Annotated in this window: 18 protein-coding genes and 1 pseudogene; 10 read left to right on the forward strand and 9 right to left on the reverse strand. The window is 64.5% G+C overall.

Going from position 1 to position 25,007, the window contains the following annotated elements; all coding sequences use genetic code 11:
- Positions 1 to 2 precede the first annotated feature (2 nt).
- The 4 genes and pseudogenes from ACSFCA_RS04705 to ACSFCA_RS04720 all read right to left on the reverse strand — a co-directional run.
- Positions 3 to 1,130, reverse strand: a complete 1,128-nt coding sequence (locus ACSFCA_RS04705) for a DUF2827 domain-containing protein (protein WP_435458793.1) — start codon at positions 1,128 to 1,130, stop codon at positions 3 to 5.
- On the reverse strand, positions 1,127 to 2,278 hold the full coding sequence (locus ACSFCA_RS04710) for a DUF2827 family protein (RefSeq protein ID WP_435458794.1): 1,152 nt from the start codon (positions 2,276 to 2,278) through the stop codon (positions 1,127 to 1,129). The genes ACSFCA_RS04705 and ACSFCA_RS04710 overlap by 4 nt, the downstream gene beginning before the upstream one ends.
- An 82-nt stretch (positions 2,279 to 2,360) precedes the next feature.
- Positions 2,361 to 3,038, reverse strand: coding sequence for a YadA-like family protein (locus ACSFCA_RS04715; RefSeq protein ID WP_435476430.1), 678 nt, complete (start codon positions 3,036 to 3,038; stop codon positions 2,361 to 2,363).
- A gap of 60 nt (positions 3,039 to 3,098) precedes the next feature.
- Positions 3,099 to 8,915: pseudogene (locus ACSFCA_RS04720) on the reverse strand (ESPR-type extended signal peptide-containing protein); the annotation flags it as partial.
- 502 nt (positions 8,916 to 9,417) lie between these two features.
- Between ACSFCA_RS04720 and ACSFCA_RS04725 the strand changes: the two are divergent.
- Positions 9,418 to 10,554, forward strand: a complete 1,137-nt coding sequence (locus ACSFCA_RS04725) for a DUF2827 domain-containing protein (protein WP_435458795.1) — start codon at positions 9,418 to 9,420, stop codon at positions 10,552 to 10,554.
- 15 nt (positions 10,555 to 10,569) lie between these two features.
- Positions 10,570 to 11,430 carry a hypothetical protein gene (locus ACSFCA_RS04730; protein WP_435458796.1) on the forward strand — a complete coding sequence of 287 codons (861 nt, stop codon included), beginning with the start codon at positions 10,570 to 10,572 and terminating at the stop codon, positions 11,428 to 11,430.
- A 75-nt stretch (positions 11,431 to 11,505) separates the two neighbouring features.
- Here the strand turns inward: ACSFCA_RS04730 and ACSFCA_RS04735 are convergent, their stop codons facing one another.
- The 5 genes from ACSFCA_RS04735 to ACSFCA_RS04755 all read right to left on the reverse strand — a co-directional run bounded on the left by ACSFCA_RS04735 (position 11,506) and on the right by ACSFCA_RS04755 (position 17,542).
- Entirely contained in the window at positions 11,506 to 14,091 is a 2,586-nt protein-coding gene (locus ACSFCA_RS04735; protein WP_435458797.1) for a bifunctional aconitate hydratase 2/2-methylisocitrate dehydratase, read from the reverse strand.
- A 76-nt stretch (positions 14,092 to 14,167) separates the two neighbouring features.
- Positions 14,168 to 14,725, reverse strand: a complete 558-nt coding sequence (locus tag ACSFCA_RS04740) for a hypothetical protein (RefSeq protein WP_093049550.1) — start codon at positions 14,723 to 14,725, stop codon at positions 14,168 to 14,170.
- Between the two features lie 34 nt (positions 14,726 to 14,759).
- Positions 14,760 to 15,758, reverse strand: coding sequence for an HpcH/HpaI aldolase/citrate lyase family protein (locus tag ACSFCA_RS04745; protein WP_435458798.1), 999 nt, complete (start codon positions 15,756 to 15,758; stop codon positions 14,760 to 14,762).
- Entirely contained in the window at positions 15,755 to 16,540 is a 786-nt protein-coding gene (tam, locus tag ACSFCA_RS04750) for a trans-aconitate 2-methyltransferase (protein ID WP_435458799.1), read from the reverse strand. Before tam ends, ACSFCA_RS04745 begins: the two co-directional genes overlap by 4 nt.
- A gap of 15 nt (positions 16,541 to 16,555) precedes the next feature.
- On the reverse strand, positions 16,556 to 17,542 hold the full coding sequence (locus tag ACSFCA_RS04755) for a malate dehydrogenase (protein WP_042578072.1): 987 nt from the start codon (positions 17,540 to 17,542) through the stop codon (positions 16,556 to 16,558).
- Positions 17,543 to 17,726: 184 nt separating this feature from the next.
- On the opposite strand from ACSFCA_RS04755, the gene ACSFCA_RS04760 reads away from it, so the two are divergent.
- From ACSFCA_RS04760 to ACSFCA_RS04795, 8 genes are all read left to right on the forward strand, one after another.
- Positions 17,727 to 18,485, forward strand: a complete 759-nt coding sequence (locus tag ACSFCA_RS04760; protein WP_435458800.1) for a GntR family transcriptional regulator — start codon at positions 17,727 to 17,729, stop codon at positions 18,483 to 18,485.
- Positions 18,486 to 18,720: 235 nt separating this feature from the next.
- Positions 18,721 to 19,167: a succinate dehydrogenase, cytochrome b556 subunit gene (gene sdhC / locus ACSFCA_RS04765; protein WP_435458801.1), complete on the forward strand. Its 447-nt coding sequence runs from the start codon at positions 18,721 to 18,723 to the stop codon at positions 19,165 to 19,167.
- A 13-nt stretch (positions 19,168 to 19,180) separates the two neighbouring features.
- A complete protein-coding gene (gene sdhD, locus ACSFCA_RS04770; RefSeq protein ID WP_258350678.1) occupies positions 19,181 to 19,546 on the forward strand; it encodes a succinate dehydrogenase, hydrophobic membrane anchor protein in 366 nt (121 codons plus the stop codon).
- Positions 19,547 to 19,553: 7 nt separating this feature from the next.
- Complete coding sequence (sdhA, locus tag ACSFCA_RS04775) at positions 19,554 to 21,362, forward strand: succinate dehydrogenase flavoprotein subunit (RefSeq protein ID WP_435458802.1); 1,809 nt, start codon at positions 19,554 to 19,556, stop codon at positions 21,360 to 21,362.
- A 55-nt stretch (positions 21,363 to 21,417) separates the two neighbouring features.
- Positions 21,418 to 22,119 carry a succinate dehydrogenase iron-sulfur subunit gene (locus tag ACSFCA_RS04780; RefSeq protein WP_093049529.1) on the forward strand — a complete coding sequence of 234 codons (702 nt, stop codon included), beginning with the start codon at positions 21,418 to 21,420 and terminating at the stop codon, positions 22,117 to 22,119.
- Between the two features lie 28 nt (positions 22,120 to 22,147).
- The gene (locus tag ACSFCA_RS04785; RefSeq protein ID WP_258350681.1) at positions 22,148 to 22,462 is read left to right on the forward strand and encodes an FAD assembly factor SdhE; all 315 of its coding nucleotides are present in this window, start codon (positions 22,148 to 22,150) and stop codon (positions 22,460 to 22,462) included.
- Positions 22,463 to 22,486: 24 nt separating this feature from the next.
- The gene (gltA, locus tag ACSFCA_RS04790; RefSeq protein ID WP_093049522.1) at positions 22,487 to 23,797 is read left to right on the forward strand and encodes a citrate synthase; all 1,311 of its coding nucleotides are present in this window, start codon (positions 22,487 to 22,489) and stop codon (positions 23,795 to 23,797) included.
- Positions 23,798 to 23,895: 98 nt separating this feature from the next.
- On the forward strand, positions 23,896 to 24,954 hold the full coding sequence (locus tag ACSFCA_RS04795) for a purine-nucleoside phosphorylase (protein ID WP_435458803.1): 1,059 nt from the start codon (positions 23,896 to 23,898) through the stop codon (positions 24,952 to 24,954).
- Positions 24,955 to 25,007: the final 53 nt, after the last annotated feature.

Below are 25,007 nucleotides of genomic sequence, written 5' to 3' on the forward strand. Positions count from 1 at the left end.
CCTCATGCGTAAAGGTTTTCGATGGCGGCGGTGTAGGCGCGCACGTTGTCCTCGCCCTCGGGGTCGAGCGTGGCGATGAAGCGGCGCGCGCGCTCGCGGTAGGCCGGCAGGTCGGCGTCGTGCTCGGCAAAGGCGCGCTGCAGGGCGCGGCCGCCCTCCTCGCAGTCGAAGCCGTGGTAGCGGTAGCCGCAGTCGCCGATGAGGTGCGAGTTGTGGACGAGCGGATAGCCGCCGTACAGCGCCTCGTAGTAGAGGTAGTTCTGCGCGTTCTCCCAGTGGTGCGCGAACACGGCGTCGATCTTGCCGGGCATCACCTGGTACACCGGAAAGCGCCCCTCGAAGGTGGCCAGCCCGTGCTGCACGATGTCCAGGCTCTGTGCGAAGCCGATGAACAGCGGCTTGTCTTTCAGGTGGAAGCTGTTGTAGACCCACATCTTCTCGATCAGCCGCGGCTGCGCGCGGTGCGCCGCCTCGCAGCCGAGCATGGGGATGAAGCTGGTCTTCACCATGCAGATGTTGGGCTCGAAGATGGCCACGCGCCACTGCTTGCGACCGGGCTTGTAGGCAAAGGCCGGGCTGTCCGCCGGCGCGCGGGTCATGGCGCGTTCGAGAACCATCGGGCTCCAGAGATGCGGCATGAGCCGCACCGGCGCGCGGAAGGTGCTCTCGAAGTAAGGCTTGCACGACACCTCGTACTCGGGAATCGTCCAGACCTCGTCGTAGGGCGCGCCCGAAATCAGCAGGCCGTGCGGCTTGTTGAAAATCATGCGCTCGATGTCGATCACGTAGTCGTTGCCCACGCGCATCGAGACGACCTTGCCGCCACGCTCGCGAAACGCCACGGACCACGGCATGGCCAGTTGGGCGCTCATCTCGATCATGAGGTCGAGCTCCTGAGCTGCCGTGGGCATGTCGATGATGGGCACCGGCGAATCGGCGAGGAAGTTGGTGGCGTCAGCCGGGCCGCCGTCGCCACCGCCGGCAACCAGCACGGCGCTTTCCACGCGCGGCGAGCGCAGCAGCAGCATCACGAGGAACAGGCAGTTCTGGTAGACGCCGTTCTCCCACAGGCTCTGCTCGCCCTTGCGGATGAAGATGGAAACGCCGACCTTCAGCTTGGCCGGCATCATGCGGCGGCCCTCACGCCGTCGGCACGGAATGCGGCATTGCCGCCCACCAGGTGCAGCAGGCGCTGCGCATAGCCGTCGACGTTCGCGGGGTTGAGCGGATCGACCGCATCGAAAACGCGTTGCGAGCGGGCGCGGTAGTCGCCCAGCTGCCGGTCGTGATCGCGCACGGCCTGCAGCAGCTGTGCCGCGCCAGCTGCCACGTCGAAATCAGGGTAGTAGTAGCCCGCATCGCGCAGCCAGGGCGAGTTGTGCACCAGCGGGTAGTTGCCGTAGAGCGCATCGAGGTAGCTGTAGTTCTGGTCGTTCTGCCACTGATGCGAAACCACCGCGTCGGCGAACTGCACCATGAAGCCCGCGAAGTCGTGCCGGCCGTGGAAGATCGCCTTGTGCTGGCGCACGATGTCGAGCGAGTTCGCCAAGTACAGCATGGTCGGGTGGTCCTTGATGTGCAGGGTGTTGAGCACCTGCATCGAGGTCACTGCCGCCGGGTCGGCGCGGTAAGCCCCGTCGCAGATCAGCATCGGCACGCTGCTGGACTTCACCACCGAGATGTTGGGCTCGAAGATCGCCACCCGAAAGCCCGGCTGCTCCACCGTGCGCGGCGTGTAGCCGAAACGATGGCCCGCAGCCTCGACCTCCGCGACGCGCTGGGCCAGGAACTGCGGCGACCAGAGGTACGGCACCTCGAACACCGGGCAGCGGTGCATGGTGCGCATCATGGGCGTGAACACTTCGTCCTTGGGCAGCAGCCACACCTCGTCGCAGCGGTCGGGCTTGCTGAAGTGGCCCTTGTCGGTGAACACGATCGGCTCGGCCAGCGCCGCGAAAGGCTGGCCCACGCAATGGAACACCACGCGGCCGCCGCATGCGCGAAAGTAGGAGAGCCATTGCACGTCGAGCGCGCCGGCCATCTCGATGACCACGTCCAGCGCATCGGTCAACTCGCGCGCCCGCCCGAAGGTCAAGCCCATGGCAGCCAAGTCGACCTGAGGGGGCATGTTCGGCTGGTCGCCGGCGTCGATCAGGGTGACGGATTCGACGAACCCGATGCGTTGCAGCAGCCGGGCGAGGAACAGGACGTTCTGCCCCATCCCGTTCTCCCAGATGTTCTGCCCTGCGTGGGTGAGGACTGAAATACCAATGCGCATGGGGGCGAAGTGTGTACCAAAAGAAAAGGCTCCCGCACCATCACAGCGCGGGAGCCGGCCGGTCGCTGGCCGATTCAGTGGCTTATTTCCACTTCCAGCCGATGCCGGCGTTGACGCCCCACTCCTTGCCCGTGGTCGTCAGGCCCGCGCCCCAGGACATCTTGCCGTCGTCGGACAGCGCCTTGAAGGTCAGCGCCACCGCGCTGTAGCCCTTGTAGCTGCCGAGGCCCACGCCCACCGTCTTCTCGCCGGGGTACAGCGTCGGCAGATAGGTGCCCGACATCGCGAAGGCCATGGCCGTGCCCGAGTAGGCGATGCGGGCCACGTCGCCGACCTGGCTCTGCACCTGGTTCAGCTGCTGCACGTTGACCGCGTCGCCCGGCAGGATGCCCGGTGCCACGTTGCTGATGCGCGTGCCGCCAGTTGCCTGGCCGTTGCCCAGCGTGATCTGGTTGTAGTTGACCGAGCCGTCCGGGTTGGTCGCGTACTGCACGCTGCCGGCCTTCGCGGCGGCTGCCGATGCCTTGAGCTGCGCCACGTTGGTCGCGTCGCTGTCGGCCGTGCCTGCTGCTACGCCCGTGATCTGGCGGTACTGCCCGTTGGCTGCATCGCCCACCGACACCGCGGCCTGCGTGCTGGTGGTCGCATTGACGGCTGCTTGCTGCTGTGCCGACGCACCGCCCGGCACGTAACCGGCCACGCCCGCCGCGGTGGAAGCCACCGAGCCCGAACCCAGCGCCACGCCGCCGCTTTGCGTCACGATCGCGCCGAAGCCGATGGCCGTGCCCTGCGAGATGTTCTGCGCCTTGCTCAGCTGCGTGCCGCCGGCATCCGCGTTGTCGCCCAGCGCCACGCCGCCGCCGCCCGCGCGGGAGTTCACGCCGATCGCCTGCGAGCCCGTGGCCAGCGCTCCGGTGCCGATGGCGATCGCGTTCGCACCCGTGGCCTGCGCGCCGAAGCCCACCGCCACCGCGCCGTCGGCCGTCGCCTTCGCACCGTTGCCGGCCGCGAAGGAGTTGGCGCCACTGGCCACCGACTGCGGGCCAATCGCCACGGCTTCCTGGCCGGAGGCGTCTGCGTCTGCCGCCGTCGAGTTGGCGTGGAAGTACTTGGTGCCGGTGTTGTAGATGTTGTTGACCGACGTGCTCAGGCTGTTGACGTTGACGTTGGTCGTGCTCAGGCTGGTCGACAGGCTACCGACGCCCGTCGAGAGACTGGCGATGTTGCTGGTCGCAGTGCTCAGGCCCGACGAGGTCGACGTGGACAGGCTTGCGAGGCTGCTGTCGGTGGTGCTCAAGCCGGTCGACAGGCTGCCGATGCTGCTTGTCGCGGTGCTCAGGCCCGTCGAAGTCGACGTGGACAAACTGTCGATGCTGCTCGTGGCAGTGCTCAGACCTGTGGAGGTCGAGGTCGAGAGGCTGGCAACGCTGCTGTTTGTCGTGCTCAGGCCGGTCGAGGTCGAAGTCGACAGGCTGGCAATAGCGCTCGTCGAACCGCTCAGGCTCGTCGACAGGCTCGCCACATTGCTGTTCGTCGTGCTCAGGCCGGTAGACAGGCTGCTGATGCTGCTGGTCGCCGTGCTCAGGCCCGTCGAAGTCGACGTGGACAGGCTGTCGATGCTGCTCGTGGCAGTGCTCAGGCCCGTGGAGACCGAGGTCGAGAGGCTGGTCACATTGCTGTTTGTCGTGCTCAGGCCGGTCGACAAGCTGCCGATGCTGCTGGTCGCCGTGCTCAGGCCCGTTGAAGTCGACGTGGACAGACTGTCGATGCTGCTCGTGGCAGTGCTCAGGCCCGTGGAGACCGAGGTCGAGAGGCTGGAAACGTTGCTGTTGGTCGTGCTCAGGCCGGTCGACAGGCTGCCGATGCTGCTGGTGGCTGTGCTCAGACCGGTCGACGTCGAAGTCGACAGGCTGGAGACGCTGCTGTTCGTCGTGCTCAAGCCGGTAGACAGGCTGCCGATGCTGCTGGTCGCGGTACTCAGGCCCGTTGAAGTCGACGTAGACAGGCTGTCGATGCTGCTCGTGGCAGTGCTCAGGCCCGTGGAGGTCGAAGTCGAGAGGCTGGAAACGTTGCTGTTGGTCGTGCTCAGGCCGGTAGACAGACTGCCGATGCTGCTCGTCGCGGTACTCAAGCCAGTCGAAGTGGAAGTCGACAGGCTTGCAATACCGCTGGAAACCGAGGTCGACAGCGAAGTCAGCTGGCCGAAGTTCACCGCGTCGGTGGGGTTCACACCCGCGGCAACGTTGGTGAGGATGACCGGCGATGTCGCACCGACGCCGCCCAGCGTGACCTTGGTGTGAGTCGCATCGTCGTACTGGACCGAGTTCGCGACGCCCGTGGACAGGCTGCCGATGCTGCTGTTGGCGGTGCTGAGGCCGGTGGACAGGCTGCCGATGTTGCTGGTGGCGGTGCTAAGGCCGGTCGACGTCGAGGTCGACAGACTGGTCACGTTGCTGTTTGTCGTGCTCAGGCCAGTCGACAAACTGCCGATGCTGCTTGTGGCTGTGCTCAGGCCCGTCGAGGTCGAGGTCGACAGGCTGGTCACATTGCTGTTCGTCGTGCTCAGGCCGGTCGACAGACTGCCGATGCCGCTGGTCGCCGTGCTCAGGCCCGTGGAGGTCGAGGTCGACAGGCTGGTCACGTTGCTGTTGGTCGTGCTCAAGCCGGTAGACAGGCTGCCAATGCTGCTCGTCGCCGTGCTCAGGCCCGTGGAAGTCGAAGTCGAGAGGCTGGTGACGTTGCTGTTCGTCGTGCTCAGGCCCGTCGACAGGCTGCCGATGCTGCTGGTGGCTGTGCTCAGACCGGTCGACGTCGAGGTCGACAGGCTGGTCACATTGCTGTTTGTCGTGCTCAAGCCCGTGGACAGGCTGCCGATGCTGCTTGTGGCTGTGCTCAGGCCCGTCGAGGTCGAGGTCGACAGGCTGGTCACATTGCTGTTCGTCGTGCTCAAACCTGTAGACAGGCTACCAATGCTGCTCGTCGCAGTGCTCAGCCCGGTCGAGGTCGACGTCGACAGGCTGGTCACGTTGCTGTTCGTGGTGCTCAGGCCAGTCGACAGGCTACCGATGCTGCTCGTCGCAGTGCTCAGACCAGTCGACGTCGAGGTCGACAGACTGGTCACATTGCTGTTGGTCGTGCTCAGGCCGGTAGACAAGCTACCAATGCTGCTCGTGGCAGTGCTCAGACCGGTCGAGGTCGACGTCGACAGGCTGGTCACGTTGCTGTTCGTGGTGCTCAGGCCAGTCGACAGGCTACCGATGCTGCTCGTCGCAGTGCTCAGACCAGTCGACGTCGAGGTCGACAGACTGGTCACATTGCTGTTGGTCGTGCTCAGGCCGGTAGACAAGCTACCAATGCTGCTCGTGGCAGTGCTCAGACCGGTCGACGTTGAAGTCGACAAGCTGGTCACATTGCTGTTCGTCGTGCTCAAGCCGGTAGACAGGCTGCCGATGCTGCTCGTCGCAGTGCTCAGACCAGTCGACGTCGAGGTCGACAGACTGGTCACATTGCTGTTGGTCGTGCTCAGGCCGGTAGACAAGCTACCAATGCTGCTCGTGGCAGTGCTCAGACCGGTCGACGTTGAAGTCGACAAGCTGGTCACATTGCTGTTCGTCGTGCTCAAGCCGGTCGACAGACTGCCGATGCTGCTCGTCGCCGTGCTCAGACCGGTCGACGTCGACGTCGAGGTCGACAGGCTGGTCACGTTGCTGTTCGTCGTGCTCAGGCCGGTCGAAAGGCTGGCAATGCTGCTCGTTGCGGTGCCGATGCTGCTCGACAACGAAGCTGTGACGGTCTTGACTTGCAGGACGTTGACGGCGTCCTGGTCCGCGCTGCCCGGCGCCACGCCTGTGACTTGGCGGTTGCCCACGTTCACTTCACCCGACGAGCTTTGCTTGCTCGTCAAGCCGAACGCGTCGTAGTTGGCCAACGCGCCCACGCTCGCAACCGAGTTCGCACCCAGCGCCACGCTGTCGGGCTTGGTGGTCTGGGCGTTCTTGCCGACCGCCACGCTGTTGTCGCCGTTGGAGATCGCGTTCTGGCCGATGGCCACGCTGTCGGCGCCGTTGGCCTGGCTGTCCGCGCCAATGCTGTTGGCGTGGAAGTACTTCGTACCGGTGTTGTAGATTGAGCTGACCGACGAGCTCAGGGTGCCAAGGTTGCTGTTGGTCGTGCTCAGGCCAGTCGACAGGCTGCCGATGCCGCTCGTTGCGGTGCTCAAGCCGGTGGACAGGCTGGAGACGTTGCTGTTCGTCGTGCTCAGGCCCGTTGACAGGCTGCCGATGCTGCTCGTCGCAGTGCTGAGACCTGTCGACGTCGAAGTCGACAGGCTGGTCAGGTTGCTGTTCGTCGTGCTCAAGCCGGTAGACAGGCTGCCAATGCTGCTCGTGGCGGTGCTCAGACCCGTCGAGGTCGAAGTCGACAGGCTCGCAACGTTGCTGTTGGTCGTGCTCAGGCCTGTAGACAGACTGCCGACGCTGCTCGTCGCTGTGCTCAGACCGGTCGACGTCGAGGTCGACAAGCTGGTCACGTTGCTGTTCGTGGTGCTCAGGCCAGTCGACAAGCTACCGATGCTGCTCGTCGCTGTGCTCAGACCGGTCGAGGTCGACGTCGACAGGCTGGTCACGTTGCTGTTCGTGGTGCTCAGGCCAGTCGACAAGCTGCCGATGCTGCTCGTCGCAGTGCTCAGCCCGGTCGAGGTCGACGTCGACAGGCTGGTCACGTTGCTGTTCGTGGTGCTCAGGCCAGTCGACAGGCTGCCGATGCTGCTCGTCGCCGTGCTCAAACCGGTCGAGGTCGACGTCGACAGGCTGGTCACGTTGCTGTTCGTGGTGCTCAGGCCAGTCGACAAGCTACCGATGCTGCTCGTCGCCGTGCTCAGACCCGTCGAGGTCGACGTGGACAGGCTGCTGACGGTGCTGTTGGTCGTGCTCAGGCCAGTCGACAGGCTGCCGATACCACTCGTCGCAGTGCTCAGACCGGTCGAAGTCGAGGTCGACAGGCTGGAAACCCTGCTGTTGGTCGTGCTGAGCCCGGTCGAAAGGCTGCCAATGTTGCTCGTCGCAGTGCTCAGGCCGGTAGACGTCGAAGTCGACAGGCTGGTCACGTTGCTGTTCGTCGTGCTCAGGCCCGTGGACAGGCTGCCGATGCTGCTCGCGGTAGTGCTCATGCCCGTGCTCAACTGAGCCACGGTCACGGCGTCCTGGGGCGCCGCGCCATCGGCAACGTTCGTGATTCGCCGCAGGGCGGAAGACGAACCCACCGAAACCTCGGACGCAGGCGCGTTGGTGTTGGTGAGGAACCCCTTGCCGGTAGGCGCCGCGGCGCCGGTCACGCTGCCCGCGCCGATTGCGACGCTGTTTGCATACGCTGCATTGGCGCCGTCGCCAACGGCAACACCGGCTGTGCCGCTGACGATCGAGCCGCGACCGACCGCGATACCGGAGTTGGCGGCAGCCGCCACCGAAGACTGACCGCCGATGGCGATGCCGTCGACGGCCGCCGACTTGGCCACGTCGGTAGTGTTGCTGCCGATGGCGATGGAGCCGGTGTTCGAAGCCAGCGTGCCATTGCCCGCTGCCAGCGAGTTCTGGCCCGTGGCCTTGGCTCCCACCCCGAAGGCGGTCGCGCCGCTGGCAGAAGCCGTGGTGCCGTTGTTGCCGATCGCCAGCGTGTTCAAGGCACTGGCCGTGGTCTGGCCGCCGACGGCGGTCGAATCCTGGCCGGTGGCCTTGGCACCTGTGCCAACGGCGGTGGAATCGCCCAACCCAGCAGCCGTACCCGTCGCCACGGCGCCCCAGCCGATCGCAAGATTCGAGGCGCCGGTAGTCGCAGCATTGGCATTCGTGCCGATGGCGATGGCATTGCTGCCGATCGCGTTCGCGCCGTCACCGAGCGCAATCGCACTGGTACCCGCGACGTTGGCGCCGCGGCCGATGGCTACGCCCGAAGTGGCCCCGGAACTGACAAAAGCCTGGCCGCCGATGGCGATGGAATCCGTCGCGGTCGCCTGCGCGCCCTTGGTCGCGTTGCTGCCGATGGCCACCGCCCCGCTGCCCGAGGCGGTGGTCGAGTTGGCAACGGTCAGCGGGGTAGTGCCGTCCCCGCCCGCGCCGCCAATGGCTACGGCATTGAGCGCGGCAGCATTGCTGCCGAAGCCCATCGCGATGCTGGAGATGCCGCCCGCGTTCGACTCCAGCCCGTAGGCGCTGCTCCACTTGCCGCTCGCGTTGCTGAGGAAGCCGAATGCGGAAGCTCCGGTTGCCCGGCCCTGGGCGAATGCGCCGTACACAGTCACTGCAGTCGAGCCCGTACCGGTCGCGTTGCATCCCGACACCAGCGAGTAGGTGCCGGTACCGTCTTGCGTCGGTGCACCGGTCGCTCCACTGGTGCTCCCGGGATTCACGCGGCCGACGATGCCACTCGATCCCGTCACGCAGGTGCCGTCCGTATTGATGACGTTGGCGTACGCCACCCCGGCTCCGCCCTGCATCACCCCATAGATGGCGGCCACGGCCAGGAGACGGAACGTCGACCGCTTCGCGCTACCGCTTTGCTTGCCGCGCGCCGAGGTGAGCTCGGAAGCCGCCACCCATGCTCCCAGGGCTTCGTTCCATATGCTTCTGTATGACTTGTTCATTTGCTATTCGGCTCGCGGTGAATGGATTGACGGGTTCAGATCGACAAAAAATGCGATGCCCCTGCGTCAGGTTCCATCGCTGAAGGCACGCGCTTGGGAGTGCCTCGATTACAGGAATGCTGGAATGTACGGACTTGTTTACATTTCAGTTCGCATGCCGCAATAGGGAAATTTCGAACCAATGATTTAGTTCACAAAAATGAAATATGAGTGAACTCATTCAGGCCTGAGGGTTGCCGACAAGCCACTGAAAGCGGGAGGCCACATAGAATCCAAAGTTCGGCTTCAGCGGACTTTTTTCACACAACTTCGCCGATAAGCCCTCTTTTTCCTTCTTCTCGCGGCCGCCTCAAAGAACAGTGCATCTACTCTTTGCAAGCCTCAAAGAATGACAAAGCCCGCCAAAATAGGAATTTCGTCACACAGCAGTTAATTAATCGCCAATTCCAGAAAGCGATCTCCAATCGCCGAGGGTGGCAATTAACATTTTTGAAACAATTAAATGAGGTCCGCCATTCAACTGCGCATCGGCATCACCATCGGCCTCCACCACGAGGCCGAAACCCTCTGGAACAACGGCATCAAGCAGAACGCCGTGTTCCTGGCGGAAGCGCTGAAGCACTGCCCGGACGTGGCCTCGGTGGTACTGGTCAACACCACGGCGATCCCGATCACCCCGGCCCTGCCCTGGGACCAGACACGCTGGCCCACCGTGACCTTCGAGGCAGCCAAAGACAGCGTGGACGTGCTGATCGAGCTCGGCGGCCAGATCGACGCGGCGCAGACCGACTACCTGAAGCAGCGTGGCGCGCGGCTGGTGTCTTATTGCTGCGGCTTCGAATACGTGCACGCCATGGAGTCGATGCTGTTCAACAAGCCGCTCTGGGGACAGAACCTGTTCGTGAACCAGCGTTATGACGACATCTGGATGGTTCCGCAGGTGGCGAACATCAGCCAGCCGTACTTCGAGGTGCTGCGCCGGGCCGAGGCGCGCCCCGTGCCTTTCGTGTGGAGCCCGCTGTTTTTGGACGAACGCACGCGCGGCCTGCCCGATGCCGGCGTCTACCAGCCGCACGCCGGGCCGCGCCGTCTCAGCGTGATGGAGCCGAACATCAACGTGGTGAAGTTCTGCCTCTACCCGGTTTTGATCGCGGAATTGGCCTACCGCGCGCGGCCCGAAGCCATCGCGCTGCTGCAGGTCACCAATGCCGAGCGGCTGGCCAAAGAGAACATGGAGTTCATCACGCTGATGAACCAGCTCGACCTGGTGCGCGAGCACAAGGCGGTCTTCCTGGGCCGACATGAAACGCCCGTGTTCCTCGCACAGAACACCGACATCGTGGTCTCGCACCAGTGGGAGAACCCGCTCAACTACTTCTACCTCGAGACCTGCTGGCAGGGCTATCCGCTGGTGCACAACGCGCACCTGTGCGCGGACCTCGGCTACTACTACCAGGGCAACGACGTGGCCGGCGGCAGCGCCCGGGTGCTCGAAGCCATCGACACCCATGATGCGCAGGCAGCCGCCTATCGCAAGCGCCAGCGCAGCCTGATCGACCGCTACCTCCCCGGCAACGCCGAGGCCACCGAGGTCTACAACAACCTGCTGCTCGGCCTGATGCAGCGCCCCGCCCAATAGACACGGAGCCCCGAAATGCTTGACCCGTCCGAACTCCAGCAGTTCTTTCCCGTGGTCGTGACACCGAGTCACGACGGCAAGTTCTTCCAGAACTACGTCGCCTCGATGCTGAACTTCACTGTCCAGGCCGAGCGCGCCGGCATGCGGATGCAGGTGCTGATGCACCAGGGAGAGAGCCTGGTGACGCGCGCGCGGAACAACTGCGTGGCCCAGTTCCTCGCCAATCCACAATGGACCCACCTGTTCTGGATCGACGCGGACATCGGCTTCTCGGCGCAGGCGGCCTTCCGGCTGCTGCTGTCGGGCTACGACATCGCGGCCGGCGTCTACCCGTTGAAGCGGGAGAACTGGCCCGATGGCGGCGTGGCCGCGGGCACGACGCAGCAGCAGTTCGAGGCCACCTTCACCCGCTACACGGTCAACGCCAAGGCTTCGGAGACCACTTCGCAGGTCGAACTCAAGATCCAGCCCGACGGCTTCATGGAGATGACCGAGGCGCCGACCGGTTTCATGGTGATCAAGCGCGCCGTGTTCGAGCGGCTCATGGCGAGCTACCCCGATCTCGCCTATGTGCCCGATAGCATCGGCGAGGCCGACCTCGGCCTGCACTACCGCTTCTTCGACGTGATGGTCGACCCGCAGACGCGCCGCTATCTCTCGGAAGACTACGGCTTCTGCCGCCTGTGGTCAGGGCTGGGCGAGTCGATCTACATCGACGCCAACTCCAACCTGACGCACCAGGGCGCCAAGCTGTATCGCGGCGACTTCGCCAACTCGCTGCTGACCTCCCTGCCCCATGCGGTGGGCGGCCCGGTCGGCGCAAAGATGGTGCTCACGGGCCAGGAGTACCTGCAGCCCAACGCACCGTCGCTCTGAGCTGAACGAAGGCGCATCGCCCACAAAAAAGCCCCGCCGAAGCGGGGCTTTTTGATTGGAGCGATCCGAAGAAGATCAGGCCGCGACCGAATCCGCCACGCCCTTGTAATCCTCGATCTTGTCGAAGTTCAGGTACTGGTAGATCTGCGCGCTGGACGCGTCGAGTACGCCCGTGGCGGCCATGTACTCCTCGCGGGTCGGGATGCGACCCAGGCGCGAGCAGATGGCGGCCAGTTCGGCCGAGCCGAGGTACACGTTGGTGTTCTTGCCCAGGCGGTTGGGGAAGTTGCGGGTGCTGGTCGACATTACCGTCGCACCTTCGCGCACTTGTGCCTGGTTGCCCATGCACAGCGAGCAGCCCGGCATTTCGGTGCGGGCACCGGCATTGCCGAACACGCCGTAGTGGCCTTCCTCGGTGAGCTGCTGCGCGTCCATCTTGGTGGGCGGCGCGATCCACAGCTTGACCGGGATGTCGCGCTTGCCTTCGAGCAGCTTCGATGCGGCTCGGAAGTGGCCGATGTTGGTCATGCACGAGCCGATGAACACTTCGTCGATCACGGCGCCGGCCACGTCGCTGAGCGTCTTCACGTCATCGGGGTCGTTCGGGCAGGCCACGATGGGTTCGTGGATTTCGGCCAGGTCGATCTCGATCACGGCGGCGTAGTCAGCGTCGGCATCGCCCTTGAGCAGTTGCGGGTCCGCAAGCCAGGCTTCCTGCGCGGCAATGCGGCGTGCCAGCGTGCGGGCATCTGCATAGCCTTCGGCAATCATCCACTTCATCAGCGTGATGTTGCTGTTGATGTACTCGATGATCGGTTCTTTGTTCAGGTGCACCGTGCAGCCGGCGGCCGAACGTTCGGCCGAGGCGTCGCTCAGCTCGAAGGCTTGCTCCACCTTCAGGTCGGGCAGGCCTTCGATTTCGAGGATGCGGCCCGAGAAGATGTTCTTCTTGCCCTTCTTCTCGACCGTCAGCAGGCCGGACTTGATGGCGTACAGCGGAATGGCGTTGACCAGGTCACGCAGCGTCACGCCGGGTTGCATCTTGCCCTTGAAGCGCACGAGCACCGATTCGGGCATGTCCAGCGGCATCACGCCGGTGGCGGCAGCAAAGGCCACGAGGCCCGAGCCCGCCGGGAAGCTGATGCCGATGGGGAAGCGCGTGTGGCTGTCGCCGCCCGTGCCCACGGTGTCGGGCGTCAGCAGGCGGTTGAGCCAGGAATGGATCACGCCGTCGCCGGGGCGCAGCGACACGCCGCCGCGGTTGGCCATGAAGTCGGGCAGTTCGTGGTGCATCTTGACGTCGACCTTCTTGGGGTACGCCGCCGTGTGGCAGAACGACTGCATGACGAGGTCGGCCGAGAAGCCCAGGCAAGCCAGGTCCTTCAGCTCGTCGCGCGTCATCGGGCCGGTGGTGTCCTGCGAGCCGACCGAGGTCATCTTGGGTTCGCAGTACGTGCCCGGGCGAACGCCCTGGCCTTCAGGCAGGCCGCAGGCGCGGCCGACCATCTTCTGTGCGAGCGAGAAGCCCTTCTTGGTGTCGACCGGGCTTTGCGGCAGGCGGAACAGCGTCGAAACGGGCAGGCCCAGCGCTTCGCGCGCCTTGGCCGTGAGCCCGCGGCCGATGATCAACGGAATGCGGCCACCGGCGCGCACTTCGTCGAACAGCACGTCGCTCTTGACCTGGAACTCGGCGATGACCTTGCCGTCCTTCAGCGCCTTGCCTTCATAGGGACGCAGCTCGACCACGTCACCCATGTTCATTTGCGCCACGTCGAGTTCGATCGGCAGCGCGCCGGAGTCTTCCATGGTGTTGTAGAAGATGGGAGCGATCTTGCCGCCGAGGCAGACGCCGCCGAAGCGCTTGTTCGGCACGAAGGGAATGTCTTCGCCGGTGAACCAGAGCACCGAGTTGGTGGCGCTCTTGCGCGACGAACCCGTGCCGACCACGTCGCCGGCATAGGCCACGAGGTGGCCGCGCGCGCGCAGGTCTTCGATGAACTTCACCGGGCCGCGCTTGCCGTCTTCCTCGGGCACGATGCCTGGGCGCGCGTTCTTGTGCATCGCGAGCGCGTGCATCGGAATGTCGGGACGGGTCGTCGCGTCGGGCGCGGGCGACAGGTCGTCGGTGTTGATTTCGCCAGCCACCTTGAAGATGCTGACGGTGATGCTTTCGGGCACTTCGGGGCGGCTGGTGAACCACTCGGCGTCGGCCCAGCTCTGCAGAACGCCCTTGGCGTTGGCGTTGCCCTTGTCGGCCTTTTCCTTGACGTCGTGGAACTGGTCGAACATCAGCAGGGTTTTCTTCAGGCCTTCTGCTGCCGTACTGCCTACTTCGGCGTCGTCGAGCAGGTCGATCATGGGGCTGATGTTGTAGCCGCCGAGCATGGTGCCGAGCAGTTCGGTCGCGCGGGCGCGCGAAATGAACTCGCTCTTCTCGGTGCCGTGGGCCACGGCCGCGAGGTAGCTCGCCTTGACCTTGGCGGCGTCATCAACGCCGGCGGGCACGCGATAGGTGAGCAGGTCGAGCAGGAAGGCGCCGTCCTTGGCGTTCGCGCTCTTGAGGAGCTCGATCGCTTCAGAGGTCTGCTTCGCGCTCAAGGGCAGCGGCGGGATACCGAGCGCGGCGCGTTCGGCAACATGGTCAACGTAGGCTTGCAACATCTTCTTTTCTCCGGAAACTGAGCTGGCGGGCGTGCAGTACGGCAAGCAAGAGCCGCGCCGCACGCCGTTTCGTTACTTACTTCTTTTCGCCGTCGGCGCCTTCGAACAGGGCCTTCGGCGGGTTCTTCTTCATTTCTGCGGCAAATGCGACCTGGGCGTCGGTCTGGCATTCGTCGGCAATGCGCAGGCCGGCCTTCTGGTTCATCAGCATCGACTTGTTGCCGAGCTGGAGCCACATGGCGCCGGCACGCGGGTCTTCGAGGCGGATGGCACCGGTGCGGCTTTCGACCGGGTGCATGCGGTACTTCAGGCCCTTGGTGGTGACGGTGAAGAAACCGGGCTTCTTTTCGTCGGGCGTGACGGTCACGTCGGCGCCGAGTTCGCACTGGGCGCGGCCGATCGACACGCGCTGGGCAACGGCCAGGTCAGCGTCGGTGAGCACGACGTTGGTGTCGTCAGCGATCGGCGTGACTTCCTCGACAGCCTTGGCCGCCTTGCGGGTGACCTGGCGCTTGGGAGGCGTCTTCTTGGCTTCGGCCTTTGCCGCAGGCTTGGCCGCGGGCTTGGCGTCCTGCGCGACTGCTGCAAGCGGCAGGGCCAGGGCGACGGCGGCGATCAGGGCAATTTTCTTCATGTGTGGGTTTCCTTGAGGCTGGATTCAGAGAGTTTCAGGAGGCCGCGAGCGCAAACCAGGCTTTCGCCTCGGGGGGCAACGCGCGCCCTGTTGCGTGGGCGCGCGTCAAGACCTGCCAAAAGTGGCGGTAGCTCGCGCGGTCGTGCAATGTGCCATCAATTTGTGTCGGAGCCCAATCGGCAAGCGCCGCTTTTGCAATGATTTGTGTGGCAACCTGAATCTGCGCCTCGTCGGGCGCAAAGGCCTCGAGGATGGGGCGGATCTGGTTCGGATGGATGCTCCACATGCGCGTGTAGCCGAATTCGGTGGCCGCCTTGCGGGCCGCCGTGCGCATGGCATCGGTGTTGCTGAACTCGGTGACCACGCAATGCGAAGGCACCTTGCCGTAGGCATGCGCGGCCGATGCGATGGCCAGCTTGGCGCACACCACCAGCGGGTGGCTGAACTGCCCTGTCGCGCCCATGCCATCGGCGGGGATCGCACCAGCGTGGGCCGAGACGAAATCCATCAGGCCGAAGCTCAGCGACTGCACGCGCGGATGGGCGGCAATCTCGAAGGCGTTGTGCACGGCGAGCGGCGACTCGATCAGCACGTGCAGCGGCAATGCATCGGCATCGGCCGCCTCGAGCGCCGCGACAGCCTGCAACACATCGGCCACCGACTCGACCTTCGGCACCATCAGGTGGCTCAGGCGCTGGGCGGCACGGCCGGCGATGGTGATCACGTCGCCGACAAAGGCGGGATGGTCGACGGGATGCACGCGCACGCCGACGCGCATGCCGGGCCTGGCGGCCAGCGCCAGTTCGGTAACGAGCGCGGCATGCTCGGCTTCGCCGCCCACCGGGGCGCCGTCTTCGCAATCGAGGGTGACGTCGAACACGCAGGCGCCGAACTCCTCGGCCATTTCGGCCTGGAGCGCGAGACTCTTCTTCATGCGCGCCTCGACGCCGCTGTAGTGGTCGCACACAGGCAGCGTCACGGCGCCGGCCTGTGCGCCGAGCAGCACTTCAGCGGGATGAGCCGTCTTGGTCATGCCTTTTTCTGCGCCACGATGAACATGCGCGGGAAGGCGAGCAGCCGCTTGCCGTCGGTGCGCACCGCATAGGCTTCGTTCACGCGACGTTCGTACTCGGCGAGATAGCTCGCCTGCAGGTCCGGCGGCAGGCGGTCGACGAAAGGTTTCAGCCCCGTGCCGCGCACCCATTCGACGATGGATGCGGCATCGGCCATGCGGTGCTGGTAGATCGTGTGCCAGACATCGACATGCACCGCACGTGGCGCCAGCAGGTCGTAGTAGCCGCCGAGATCGAGCAGCAGGGTGCGCAGCTTGTCGGCGTCGCCGATGCGTTCGGCCCACGGTGCTTCAGCGGCCACCGCACGCATCAGGCGGTGCGTGGGCTCCTGGCGGTTGTCGGGCATCTGGATGGCAAGCACGCCACCCGGGGCCAGCGCATCGAACAGGCGCGGGATCAGCTTTTCGTGATCGGGCACCCACTGCAGGGACGCGTTGGCATAAATGAGGTCGGGCGCTTCTTCTTGGGATTGCAGCGCCCAGGTCGCAATGTCGCTCAACTCGAAGCGCGCCTGCGGCAGGCGCTCGCGCGCGCTGACCAGCATGGCTTCGGAGTTGTCGGTTCCGAGGACTTGCGCCTTCGGAAACCGGTTGACCAGCAGCTCGGTGGAGTTGCCCGGTCCGCACCCGAGGTCGACCACGCGGGCGGCCTCGGTCAGTGGCACCCGCGCCAGGAGTTCCTGTGCAGGTCGGGTGCGCTCGTCCTCGTAGCGACGGTAGAGCGCGGGGTTCCAATCGAGCATGCTGGCTGACCGTGCTTAGAGCAGGTGAGCGACGCCGGCGCGTTCGCCTTCCAGTTCTTCCAGGGTCTTGTTGATGCGTTCCTGGCTGAATGCATCGATCTCGAGGCCTTCGACCAGCTTGTATTCACCGTTTTCGCAGGTAACGGGGAAGCCGAACATCACGTCCTTCGGAATGCCGTACTGGCCGTCCGACGGGATGCCCATGGTGACCCACTTGCCGTTGGTGCCCAGGGCCCAGTCGCGCATGTGGTCGATGGCGGCGTTGGCAGCCGAGGCAGCCGACGACAGGCCGCGTGCTTCGATGATGGCCGCGCCGCGCTTGCCGACGGTCGGCAAGAAGGTGTTGGCGTTCCATTCCTGGTCGTTGATCATCTTGGCGACGCTTTCGCCGTTGATGGTGGCGAAGCGGTAGTCGGCGTACATCGTGGGCGAGTGGTTGCCCCAGACGGTGAGCTTCTCGATGTCGGCCACGGCCTTGCCGGTCTTGGCAGCGATCTGGCTGGCAGCACGGTTGTGGTCCAGGCGCAGCATGGCGGTGAAGTTCTTGCGCGGCAGGTCGGGGGCGCTCTTCATCGCGATGTAGGCGTTGGTGTTGGCCGGGTTGCCGACCACCAGCACCTTGACGTTGCGGCTGGCGACGGCGTTGAGGGCCTTGCCTTGCGCGGTGAAGATGGCGCCGTTGACGGCCAGCAGTTCGGCACGTTCCATGCCGGGACCGCGGGGACGCGAACCGACGAGCAGCGCGTAGTCGGCGTCCTTGAAGGCGGTCATCGGGTCGCCGTGGGCTTCCATGCCGGCCAGCAGCGGGAAGGCGCAGTCGTCGAGCTCCATCATCACGCCCTTGAGCGCCTTCTGGGCCTTCTCGTCGGGGATTTCGAGCAGTTGCAGGATGACCGGCTGGTCTTTGCCGAGCATTTCACCGGAGGCGATACGGAACAACAGGGCGTAACCGATTTGACCGGCGGCACCGGTGACGGCAACGCGGACGGGCTTTTTGCTCATGGGAAGACTCCAGAAGGTAATGAAACGGTGTCGGCGCTCTCGTGGGGCGCCAGGGGTTCTGCGGGCTGGGAATACTTCCCGCAGCGCGAGACCGGCCGCATTTTAAGCCGATTCAATGAGCCTCGTCTTATGTCTTATATAAGATATCCTCCGGGGGTCCGCCAAGGCGCACCCCACCGCTGCCATGAACACGCCCACCACATTCGACGAGCCCGCGACGCCGTCCTTCAGTCCGCTCTACCAGCAGATCAAGACATTGATCCTGCAGAGCCTGCAGGCGGGCGAGTGGAAGCCTGGCGAACCCATCCCGAGCGAGATGGACCTGGCCGTGCGCTATCGCGTGAGCCAGGGCACGGTGCGCAAGGCTATCGACGAACTCTCTGCCGAAAACCTCGTGGTGCGCCGCCAGGGCAAGGGCACCTTCGTCGCCACGCATGCCGAGCAGCATGTGCAGTACCGCTTCCTCAAGCTCGTGCCCGATGCGGGCGACCCGAACACCGAGGGCCCGGCGGTGCGCACCATCGTCGACTGCAAGCGCCAGCGCGCATCGGCCGACGTGGCGCGCGCGCTCGGCCTGCGCACGGGCGACGCGGTACTGCAGGTGCGGCGCGTGCTCGCCTACAGCGGCGTGCCCACCATCCTCGAAGACCTCTGGCTGCCCGGCGCGCCCTTCAAGGGACTCACCGCCGAGCGGCTGCGCGCATGGCCCGGTCCGATGTACGCGCTGTTCGAAACCGAGTTCGGCGTGCGCATGGTGCGTGCCGAAGAAAAAATTCGCGCCGTGCTGCCCGATGCCGAACAGGCCGCGCTGCTCGACGTGACGCTGCAGATGCCCCTGTTGAGCGTGGAACGCGTGGCGCACACCTACCATGACATGCCGATGGAGCTGCGCCGCGGGCTCTATCGCACCGACACGCACCACTACAGGAACCAGCTGGGCTGATCCCGATGCAGACGAAGGCCGAATACCGCCGCGCGGATGTGCGCATACAAGCTGCGCATTGCGCTACGAAGTCAATAGCATCCGACTGCAACGGTGCGCCGACTCGTGCGTGTCCGCTGCCCGATGGTGCATTGCAATAGAATTTTGCGTTGTTTGCATTTCCGCAGAAGAAACAAAAGCGTTCGCTCTCAGAACAAGCCAACAAGTCACAAAAGCCACGAAAGCACTTCCCCCAATGACAGAGCTTGCAACTCCCCCCCGGCCTCCGCGTCGCGAATTCCGCAACATCAATGCCTTCACCGACCTCACGACCTACCGGCTGCCGCCGGCCGGCATCGTGTCGATCCTGCATCGCGTCAGCGGCGTGCTGATGTTCCTGCTGCTGCCGTTCATCATCTGGATGTTCGACACCTCGCTGTCTTCCGACTATTCGTTCGCCAAGTTCAAGGCCGCCTTCAACAGCGGCCTTGGTTTCGTTCCGGGGTGGTTCTTCAAGCTGGTCGCGCTCGCGCTCATCTGGGCCTACCTGCACCACTTCATCGCCGGCCTGCGCCATCTGTGGATGGACGTGAGCCACGCCGCAGTGACCAAGGAGTTCGGCCATACCTCGGCCCTCTTCACGCTGGGCGCAAGCATCATCCTCACGCTGGTGCTCGGCGCCAAGCTGTTCGGCCTGTACTGAGAAGGAGCCAACCATGTCTGTGAACTACGGCTCCAAGCGCATCGTCGTCGGCGCGCACTACGGTCTGCGCGACTGGCTCAGCCAGCGCATCACGGGCGGCCTGATGGCGCTCTTCACGATCGTGCTGCTCGCGCAACTGATCTTCACCCGCGGCCCCATCGGCTACGACCTCTGGGCCGGCATCTTCGCCGCGCAGTGGATGAAGGTGCTGACGTTCTCCGTGATCATCGCCCTGCTCTATCACGTGTGGGTCGGCATGCGCGACGTCTGGATGGACTACGTCCAGCCCGTCGGCATCCGTCTCGTGCTGCAAATTTTCACCATCGTCTGGCTTGTCGGTTGTGCGGGTTGGGCCATTCAAGTGCTTTGGAAGATCTGACCCCACCATGACCTACACAAAAGAAAAAATCACCAAGCGCAAGTTCGACGTCGTGATCGTCGGTGCCGGCGGCTCCGGCATGCGCGCCTCGCTGCAACTCGCACGTGCCGGCCTCAATGTGGCCGTGCTCTCCAAGGTGTTCCCGACCCGTTCGCACACCGTCGCCGCTCAAGGCGGCGTGGGTGCATCGCTCGGCAACATGAGCGAGGACAACTGGCACTACCACTTCTACGACACGATCAAGGGTTCCGACTGGCTCGGCGACCAGGACGCGATCGAGTTCATGTGCCGCGAAGCCCCGAAGGTCGTGTACGAGCTCGAACACTTCGGCATGCCCTTCGACCGCAACCCCGACGGCACGATCTACCAACGCCCGTTCGGCGGCCACACGGCCAACTACGGCGAAAAGCCCGTGCAGCGCGCCTGCGCCGCGGCCGACCGTACCGGCCACGCGATGCTGCACACGCTCTATCAGAAGAACGTCGAAGCCCGCACCCAGTTCTTCGTCGAATGGATGGCGCTCGACCTCATCCGTGACGACGAAGGCGACGTGGTCGGCGTGACCGCACTCGAAATGGAAACCGGCGACCTGCACATCCTGCAGGCCAAGACCGTGCTGCTGGCCACCGGCGGCGCAGGCCGCATCTTCCAGGCCTCGACCAACGCCTTCATCAACACCGGCGACGGCCTCGGCATGGCGGCCCGCTCGGGCATCCCGCTGCAGGACATGGAGTTCTGGCAGTTCCACCCGACCGGCGTGGCCGGCGCGGGCGTGCTGCTGACCGAAGGCTGCCGCGGCGAAGGCGCGATCCTGCTGAACAGCAACGGCGAACGCTTCATGGAGCGCTACGCGCCCACCCTGAAAGACCTGGCGCCGCGCGACTTCGTCTCGCGCTCGATGGACCAGGAAATCAAGGAAGGCCGAGGCTGCGGTCCCAACAAGGACTACGTGCTGCTGAAGCTCGACCACCTCGGTGCCGAGACCATCCACAAGCGCCTGCCCTCGGTGTACGAAATCGGCGTCAACTTCGCCAACGTCGACATCACCAAGGAACCGATTCCCGTCGTGCCGACCATCCATTACCAGATGGGCGGCATCCCGACCAACATCCATGGCCAGGTCGTCATCCAGAAGGGCGAAGAAAACAGCGCCGTGGTGAACGGCCTCTACGCTGTCGGCGAATGCTCCTGCGTGAGCGTGCACGGCGCCAACCGCCTGGGCACGAACTCGCTGCTCGACCTGCTGGTGTTCGGCCGCGCGGCTGGCAACCACATCGTCGAGTTCAACGACAAGCTCAAGGAACACAAGCCCCTGCCCAACGATGCGGCCGACCGCACGCTGGAGCGCCTGAACCGCCTCGAGTCGACCACCACTGGCGAATACGCCCAGGACGTGGCCGGCGAGATCCGCGCCGTCATGCAGCAACATGCGGCAGTGTTCCGCAAGCAGGCCTCGATGGACGAAGGCGTGACCAAGATCGCCGCCGTGCGCGAGCGCGTCAAGGCCATCGGCCTGAAGGACAAGTCGAAGGTGTTCAACACCGCCCGCATCGAAGCGCTGGAAGTCGACAACCTGATCGAAGTGGCGCAGGCCACCATGGTCTCGGCCGCCGCCCGCCGCGAATGCCGCGGCGCCCACACGGTCGAAGACTACGAACGCCCGGCGGACGACCCTGTCGCACCGCTCGGCCGCGACGACGTCAACTGGATGAAGCACACGCTCTGGTACAGCCAGGACAACCGCCTCTCGTACAAGCCGGTCAAGCTGCAGCCGCTCACCGTGGCCTCGGTTCCACCCAAGGTCCGCACGTTCTAAGTAAGAGAACGCGGCTCACAGTCAGCTCATACAAAGCATTCACAAGGTCACTACGATGAAGCGCACATTCCAGATTTACCGCTACGACCCGGACAAGGACGCCAAGCCCTACATGCAGACAGTCGAGATCGAACTCGACGGCCACGAGCGCATGCTGCTCGACGCCCTCATGAAGCTCAAGGCGCAAGACCCTACGCTGTCGTTCCGCCGCTCGTGCCGCGAAGGCGTCTGCGGCTCCGACGCGATGAACATCAACGGCAAGAACGGTCTGGCCTGCCTGACCAACATGAACACGCTCAAGGGCACCGTCGTGCTCAAGCCGCTGCCGGGCCTGCCCGTCATCCGCGACCTGATCGTGGACATGACGCAGTTCTTCAAGCAGTACAACTCGATCAAGCCGTACCTGCAGAACGACACCGTGCCGCCCGAAAAGGAACGCCTGCAGTCGCCCGAAGAGCGCGAAGAGCTCAACGGCCTGTACGAGTGCATCCTGTGCGCGAGCTGCTCCACGAGCTGCCCGAGCTTCTGGTGGAACCCCGACAAGTTCGTCGGCCCCGCCGGCCTGCTGCAGGCCTACCGCTTCATCGCCGACAGCCGCGACGAAGCCACCGCCGAGCGCCTGGACAACCTGGAAGACCCGTACCGCCTGTTCCGCTGCCACACGATCATGAACTGCGTGGACGTGTGCCCGAAGAGCCTGAACCCGACCAAGGCCATCGGCAAGATCAAGGAATTGATGGTGCGCCGCGCCATCTGACCCTGATCCATTTGTTCGAGAAGCCACCATGCAACCCGCCGCCGACTCTGCCGACCTGCTCAGTGAACGTGCTCTGAGCAAGCTCAAATGGCGCTGCCGGCGCGGACTGCTCGAGAACGACCTGTTCATCGCCCGCTTCTTCGAGCGGCACGAATTCCGCATGACCGTGGGTCAAGCGGGAGCGATGGAGACACTGATGGACCTGTCGGACAACGACCTCCTTGACCTCCTTCTGCGCAGGAAGGAGCCCGAGCCCGAATGGGCCGGGGCCGAGGTGGTCGCATTGCTGCAGCTGATGCGTACCGACGGCGCGCAGCGTCCCGCAATCTCTCCTTCGTCCTGAATCCACCTCTGAAAGTAAACCGAAATGAAAGCATCCGATACCAAGGCCACGCTGTCGTTCAGCAACGGCGGCGACAGCGTCGAACTGCCGATCTACAAGGGCACCGTGGGCCCCGACGTGATCGATATCCGCAAGCTGTACGCACAGACCGGCATGTTCACCTACGACCCGGGCTTCATGTCGACCGCCGCCTGCCAGTCGGCCATCACGTACATCGATGGCGACAAGGGCGAGCTGCTGTATCGCGGCTACCCCATCGAGCAGCTCGCGACCAACTGCGACTTCATGGAGACCTGCCACCTGCTGCTGTACGGTGAACTGCCGGACACCGCCAAGAAGGCCAACTTCACCAAGCTCGTGACCAACCACACGATGGTGAACGAGCAGATGCAGTTCTTCCTGCGCGGCTTCCGCCGCGACGCGCATCCGATGGCCATCATGACCGGCCTGGTGGGCGCCCTGTCGGCCTTCTATCACGACAGCACGGACATCAACAATCCCGAGCATCGCGAGATCGCCGCGATCCGCCTGATCGCGAAGATGCCCACGCTCGTGGCCATGGCCTACAAGTACACGATCGGCCAGCCGTACATGTACCCGAAGAACGACCTGAGCTACGCCGGCAACTTCCTGCACATGATGTTCGCCACGCCGTGCGAAGAGTACAAGGTGAACCCGGTGCTCGAGCGCGCGCTCGACCGCATCTTCATCCTGCACGCAGACCACGAGCAGAACGCCTCGACCTCGACGGTGCGCCTGTGCGGCTCGTCGGGCACGAACCCCTTCGCGGCCATCGCGGCCGGCGTGGCCTGCCTCTGGGGCCCCGCCCACGGCGGCGCCAACGAAGCGGCGCTGAACATGCTCTACGACATCCAGAAGGAAGGTGGCGTGGAGAAGATTGGCGAGTTCATCAAGAAGGTCAAGGACAAGAACTCGAACGTCAAGCTGATGGGCTTCGGCCACCGCGTGTACAAGAACTACGACCCGCGCGCCAAGCTGATGCAGGAAACCTGCAACGAAGTGCTGACCGAGCTGGGCCTGGAACAAGACCCGCTGTTCAAGCTCGCCAAGGAACTCGAGAAGATCGCCCTGGAAGACGAGTACTTCGTGTCGCGCAAGCTGTACCCGAACGTCGACTTCTACTCGGGTATCGTGCAGCGCGCCATCGGCATCCCGGTGCCGCTGTTCACCGCGATCTTCGCGCTGGCCCGCACGGTCGGCTGGATCGCCCAGCTGAACGAAATGATCGGCGACCCCGAGTACAAGATCGGCCGCCCGCGCCAGCTGTTCGAAGGTTCGCCGAAGCGCGACGTGAAGCCGATCACGGCTCGCTGAGCTTCCGTCGAATCTCGATGATCAGAAAAGCTGCCTTCGGGCAGCTTTTTTTTGGCCTGTAAATTGCGATCTCTTTGGGCTCAAGAAGGAGAAGGCGAATGTCAGTTTTTCAACGCGTGACATGGTTTGGCGCAAGGGCGGCATTCATCGCCTTCGCGACAACGCTGCTGTTCGGCTGCGCTACCGATGCTCCCGGCGCAAAGCCGCCGCAGCAGATTGCGGTGAAAGTTCTCATCATCAGCATGTTCAAGCCCGAGGCGCAGGTGTGGTTCGAGCCGCTGAAGCTGACCCGGGAGATCAAGGTGCCGGGCCTGTCCGCCGACGATCCGCTGGTCAGGTGCAACGCCGATTCGGTGTGCCAGGTGACCACCGGCATGGGCCATACCAACGCGGCTGCTTCCATCACGGCACTGGTGTTCAGCGGGAAGTTCGACCTCTCGAAGACTTACTTCCTGGTGGCCGGCATCGCGGGCGTCGACCCGAATGTCTCGACCATCGGTTCTGCCACCTGGGCCCGGTTCCTGGTCGACTTCGGCATCGCGCACGAGATCGATGCGCGTGAAATGCCATCGACCTGGCGCACAGGTTATTTCGGCATCGGCGCCAAGGATCCGGACTCGAAGCCCAAGTTCGAATACCGGACCGAGGTCTTCCGCCTCAACGAGAAGCTGCTGCAGAAGGCCCTGAAGCTCTCGGCCAATGCGCCGCTGGCCGACAACGACAAGGCACGCGCCTACCGCGCCAGGTATTCGCAGCCAACCGCCAAGGCTCGCCCATCGGTCCTGCAATGCGACACCGCGGCCGGGGACACCTACTGGCACGGCAGGTTCCTGGGCGAAACCGCCACGCGCTGGGTTTCACTCGTGACCGACGGGCAGGGCAAGTACTGCACCACCCAGCAGGAAGACAACGCCACCTACGAGGCATTGAAGCGAGGCGCCAGCGCGGGGCTGCTCGACCTGCAGCGCGTGGCGGTTCTCCGCACGGCCTCCAATTTCGACCGGCCCTACCAGGGGCAGACCGCTTACGCCTCGTTGAATGTCGAGTCGGGCGGTTTCCCCATCGCCACCGGCAATCTCCTGATCGCAGGCCGTCCTCTGGTGGACGCTATCGTGGGCAACTGGCCTGCCTGGAGCGCGGGGGTTCCCGCGGACTGATCCGGGCTCGCAAGGCAGCCCACCGCAGCTGCCGATTGCCGTCGCCTCCCGGC

This window comes from Variovorax multivorans (assembly GCF_051216835.1).
GTDB lineage: Bacteria > Pseudomonadota > Gammaproteobacteria > Burkholderiales > Burkholderiaceae_C > Variovorax.